The 4,573-nt window shown below is 64.5% G+C and carries 3 protein-coding genes; 1 reads left to right on the top strand and 2 read right to left on the bottom strand.

Features of this window, described 5'->3' with window-relative positions; genetic code table 11:
* Positions 1 to 1,617 (bottom strand): AsmA family protein (locus tag EN780_RS28085; protein WP_133372743.1); only part of this gene is annotated, 1,617 nt, incomplete at its 3' end.
* 263 nt (positions 1,618 to 1,880) lie between these two features.
* On the opposite strand from EN780_RS28085, the gene EN780_RS28080 reads away from it, so the two are divergent.
* Entirely contained in the window at positions 1,881 to 3,839 is a 1,959-nt protein-coding gene (locus EN780_RS28080) for an acetoacetate--CoA ligase (RefSeq protein ID WP_128275924.1), read from the top strand.
* A gap of 248 nt (positions 3,840 to 4,087) precedes the next feature.
* On the opposite strand, the gene EN780_RS28075 is transcribed toward EN780_RS28080, so the two are convergent.
* Positions 4,088 to 4,573: ATP-binding protein (locus EN780_RS28075; RefSeq protein ID WP_133372742.1), on the bottom strand; the 486-nt coding region annotated here is incomplete at its 5' end.

Genomic DNA, 4,573 nt, shown 5'->3' with positions numbered 1-4,573 from the left:
CTTGGAGATGCTGGCCTTGATCTCGGCGCCATCGATCGGCAGCGTGCCGTCGGCAACGTCGTCAAGCGCGAAGAAACCGCCCTGCTCGGTATGCTTGAGGAAGGCCGGCAGGTTGAGCCTGGTGAGGGCGCCCGGTCCGACGGTCGCTGAGACCGATCCGTCGGCATTTTCGAAGATGGAATTCCAGGATCTGCCCGGACCCTTGAGGATGACCGAAACGGTTGCCGTCCCGACAGGCACCAATCGTGTCATTCCCGCCGCGGTGGCGAACGCGCCGCCATCGACGTCGGAAGCCAGAAGCCGGATCTCCACTTGCGTGCCCTCGGGCTTGCGGTCGAAGCGCAGGCTGCTCTGGATGTTGCCGCCGAAGGCGGAGGCGTCGGAAATGTCGAAGACGGCGAGCCCGTTCTTGACCTGCGCCGTGGCGGCAACGTCGGCAAGCTGGACCGGTCCGGCGGTGGCGTGCGCCGCCGACAGGCGGAGGTCGAGATTGATCTTGTCGGCGAAACTGGTGTCGATCTCGCCGGGGCCGGCTTCACCGGTTGGCGTGATCGGGGTGAAGGCGGAGAGGAACGACCTGAGGTCGAGCGTGTCGAAGGCGAGCGTGCCGGAGATGACCGGGAGCGCTTCGCTGAAGGAGAAGTCCAGCGCCCCCATTCCCGGATTGTTGTCGAGCGCCACCGTGGTGTTTTCGAACTTCACCCGGCCGGCCGCCGCCGTCACCTTGCTAGCGACCGAGACCGCTCCGATCGCCGCGCCGGGCGCGATGCCGGCCTGCGACCACTCCAGCACGCGCCGCAGCGAGGGCGCCGCGAACTTTGCCTGGCCGTCGAAATAGGCGTTGTCCGACATCGAAGCGATGCCATCGAAGGAGAAGCTCGCTGGCGCAGCCTTGAAGGACAGTGTGATCGGCGCTGCGCCCCCGGCGAAAAACACCAGCGGCTTGGCCGATGCGAAGTCGACGGCGACGCTTTCGCCGCGCCAGATCCCGGTCGCCGTCAGTGTCGCATTGCTGTTCATCGCCGCCCAGTTCGCCTGGCCGGACAGGCTGCTGAGGATCTCCTGCTCCTTGCCGCCGATCGAGGCCACCACGCGGCCGTCGCGGAATTCGACGGTGCCGAACGGGTCGGAGGGCAATTTGCCGAGATCGGGTTTTTGCGGGTTGGCGGTGACGAGGCCTCGCGCGGTGTCGATCGAGCGCGTGATGCGGCCGCCGGTCGGAATGGCTGGCAGGAAGAGGCCCTTGGCGGTGCGCTGGACCCTGATCGTCGGACGTACCAGCCTGGCCGTCGAGAACACGACGTCGCCTTGCAGGGCCGCCATGGCCGAAAGATCGACCTCGACCCGTTCGGCCTCGATCACCGGCGGCGCGTCGGTCTCGGTCCATTGCGAAAGCGTCACGTCGGTCAGGATGGCGCGGAAGGTCGGCCACACCTCGATGCGCGGCGAGCCGTCGATGGTGACCCTGAAACCGCTCCAGGCGCTCATCTCCCAGGCGATGCGGTCGCGCACGATGCGGGTCGAGGCTATCAGCGGCAGCGCGGCGACGACCAGCGCGATGACGAGCACGGCAACGCCGACCGCCCATACTCCGCGCCGGATCAAAGATGATGGCATATCGCCCTATATGCTTCCATTGCCGACAAATCGCCCGACGGGTGTAACCCAGCGCCGACGCATTTCAAGTCTTTATGGCCCGGCGATGGCATTTGCGCACACTCTGGAGGTGCTGGCCGAACAAAATCTTGCTCTGCTGCGCTGCGGTATGCATAAGCGTGCCACCGACCGTCGCCGAAATCATGCGCCGGTTTTGGGACAACGACGGTCGCGACATTGGGCTTAACTGCCGCAAACACGACGCGTTCTTGGGAGGAACGACCATGGCCGCCGACACCCCCTTGTGGACGCCGACGCAAGACCGGATCGACGCGGCGCCCATGACCGCCTTCATGAAGGCCGCGGCGGCGAAAACAGGCACCGCATTTTCCTCCTATGCCGAGCTTCACCGCTGGTCGATCGACGATCGCGAGGCGTTCTGGGACCTTGTCTGGGATTTCTGCGGCATCGTCGGCGACAAGGGGGAACGCGTGCTGGTCGACGGCGACAGGATGCCGGGCGCCGCCTTCTTTCCCGACGCCAGGCTGAACTTCGCCGAGAACCTGCTGAAGAAAACCGGCTCCGGCGATGCGATCGTCTTTCGCGGCGAGGACAAGGTGGAGCGGCGGCTGTCCTGGAACGAACTCAATGCGCTGACGTCGCGCCTGCAGCAGCTCTTCCTGTCGCTGAAGGTGAAGAAGGGCGACCGCATCGCCGCGATGATGCCCAACATGCCGGAGACCGTCGCCGCCATGCTCGCCGCCGCCTCGATCGGCGCTGTGTGGTCGTCCTGCTCCCCGGATTTCGGCGAGCAGGGCGTGCTCGACCGTTTCGGCCAGATCGAGCCGGTGGTCTTCATCGCGCCCGACGGCTACTGGTACAATGGCAAGGCGATCGAGGTCGCCGACAAAGTCAAGGCGGTGGCGGCCAAGCTTGCGACCGTGCGCAAGGTGCTGATCGTCGATTATCTCGGCACCTCGACCGACGTCGCCGCGACCATCGACAAGGCCGATGCCCTGGAGGCGGCCCTGTCTTCCTTCGCCGTCAAGCCCGTGGCGTTCGAGAAACTACCGTTCTCGCACCCGCTCTACATCCTGTTTTCCTCCGGCACGACCGGCATTCCGAAATGCATCGTCCATTCGGCCGGCGGCACGCTGATCCAGCATGTCAAGGAAGAGCGGCTTCATGCCGGTCTGCTCGAAGGCGACCGCTTCTTCTACTTCACCACCTGCGGCTGGATGATGTGGAACTGGCTGGTCTCCGGCCTCGCCTCGGGCGCGACCTTGCTGCTCTATGACGGTTCGCCCTTCTACCCGGATGGCAATGCGCTGTTCGATTTCGCCGACGCCGAGAAGATGACCTATTTCGGCACCTCGGCGAAATTCATCGATTCGGTGCGCAAGGCCGGCCTCGAGCCGATCAAAACGCATGATCTTTCGACGGTGCGCACCATCTCGTCGACCGGCTCGCCGCTGTCGCCGGAGGATTTCCGCTTCGTCTATGACGGCATCAAGAAGGACGTGCATCTGGCCTCGATCTCCGGCGGCACCGACATCGTCTCCTGCTTCGTGCTCGGCGTGCCGATCGAGCCGGTATGGACCGGCGAGATCCAGGGAGCCGGCCTCGGCCTTGCCGTCGATGTCTGGAACGACGACGGCAGGCCGGTCAGGCAGGAAAAGGGCGAGCTGGTCTGCGCCAAAGCCTTTCCGGCAATGCCGATCGGCTTCTGGAACGACCCCGAGGACAAGAAGTACCGGGCCGCCTATTTCGAGCGCTTCGACAATGTCTGGTGCCATGGCGATTTCGCCGAATGGACGGCGCATGGCGGCATGATCATCCATGGCCGCTCCGACGCGACGCTCAATCCGGGCGGGGTCAGGATCGGCACGGCCGAGATCTACAATCAGGTCGAGCAGATGCCGGAAATCCTCGAGGCGCTGTGCATCGGCCAGGATTTCGACAATGACGTGCGCGTCGTGCTGTTCGTGCGGCTGGCAGCCGGCGTGAAGCTCGACGAGGATCTGGAAAAGCGCATCCGCGCCAAGATCCGCACTGGCGCAAGCCCGCGCCATGTGCCGGCCAGGATCGTCGCCGTCACCGACATTCCGCGCACCAAATCTGGCAAGATCACCGAGCTTGCGGTGCGCGACGTGGTGCATGGCCGCGCCATCAAGAACAAGGAGGCGCTTGCCAATCCGGAGGCGCTGGAACTGTTCCGCAATCTGCCGCAGCTCGCCGGCTAACCATCTCCGCAATGGTAAACAAAATATGTCGGCCGAATTTACCTAGATTTCATGAGTGGTACACATTCGTAAATTTTCCGCCCGGCGGGTAAGGATTTGTTAAGGGCCGGCGCCGATAGTCGCATGTAACTTGAGGGAGAAATCCCGTTCCTCGTCCCCTGAGGTTCAGATTCGCTCAAGCCCCCGTTGTGACAGCAATCCCATCCTTAAGGCGTCCGGTGGACGCCTTTTCTTTTTCCGGCAGCGCGTTATTCGGCCAGCACCCGGGTCGAGGGGAAGGCGACTTCCACCAGCGTGCCTTCGCCGGGTGTCGAGGTGATGCTGAACCGCGCGCGGTTCGCCTCCACCATCGCCTTGGTCAGCGGCAGCCCAAGGCCGGTGCCGTCGCCGCGTCCGCGCTTCAGCGCATTGATCTGCTTGAACGGTTTCAGCGCCTGCTCGATCTCGGCCTGGCTCATGCCGATGCCGGTGTCGCGCACCCGCATGACGACGTCGCCGGAGGTCTCGTAAGCGGTGGACACGATCACCTGGCCGCCGGCCTGCGTGTAGCGGATGGCGTTCGACAGGATGTTGAGGGCGATCTGGCGCACGCTCCTGAGGTCGGCCACCACTTCCGGCAGCCGCGAGGCGAAGCTGGAGCGGATGATGACGCGCTCGCGGTTGGCCTGCGGCTGCATCATCGCCACCGTCTCGGCCAGCGTGTCGTTGAGCGACACCGCCTCGTAGTCCATCTC

Origin of the sequence: Mesorhizobium sp. M4B.F.Ca.ET.089.01.1.1 (assembly GCF_004022605.1) — a bacterium.
Classification (GTDB): domain Bacteria; phylum Pseudomonadota; class Alphaproteobacteria; order Rhizobiales; family Rhizobiaceae; genus Mesorhizobium; species Mesorhizobium abyssinicae.
This window is presented reverse-complemented; position numbering and strand designations above follow the sequence as displayed.